This is a genomic window from Rhodopirellula maiorica SM1 (assembly GCF_000346295.1).
GTDB lineage: Bacteria > Planctomycetota > Planctomycetia > Pirellulales > Pirellulaceae > Novipirellula > Novipirellula maiorica.
Genome location: NZ_ANOG01001113.1, coordinates 1 through 536 on the forward strand (window position 1 = coordinate 1; position 536 = coordinate 536).

Sequence of the window (536 nt, forward strand, 5' to 3'; positions counted from 1 at the left end):
AGCAGGATCATTCTGCAGCATCCGATCTTCCTGCCCTCGTCATTTTCCTGCCAGAAGCAACCGCTGATGTTGCTCTCAGAAAACGTTCGGCAATAACTTTGGCGATTCAATTGTTTTCGGAAGGACAAGAGTCGTACGGTGAACACACTTCATCCCAAATGATTGACGGGCAACATGATTAAAGACCAAAGCATCTCGAAGCTGGAGATCATTTTGTCAAGCAATCATTCTGCCATCCCCGTGGACATCAGCAGCATTGTCCGACCCCGTTGGGGTTCGTGTTGTTGCGATTACCGCCCCCGAGGTTGCGCTGCGCGACCTCGGGCTGTATTGTTCGACCGCATCGCGGTCAATAAAGGATCGTTAATTTCGCCGAACCTGTGATTTATAAGTTCGGAAAATCTGGCTCCCTGAATGGCACGGTTGCAAATGAATGACGCTCTGAGCGATCAAAATTCTTAATCTTAATCCTACTCTTAATCCTAATCTTTCTTCGGTGGTGGGCGAACGGGCGCGAGGGGAACTTGCTCGGATGG

The 536-nt window shown here is 49.6% G+C and carries 1 protein-coding gene; it reads left to right on the forward strand.

All coding sequences use genetic code 11. The annotated features are described in order from the left end of the window. Positions 1–182 (forward strand): hypothetical protein (locus RMSM_RS43290; protein ID WP_008709608.1); only part of this gene is annotated, 182 nt, incomplete at its 5' end. Between the last annotated feature and the right edge of the window lie 354 nt (positions 183–536).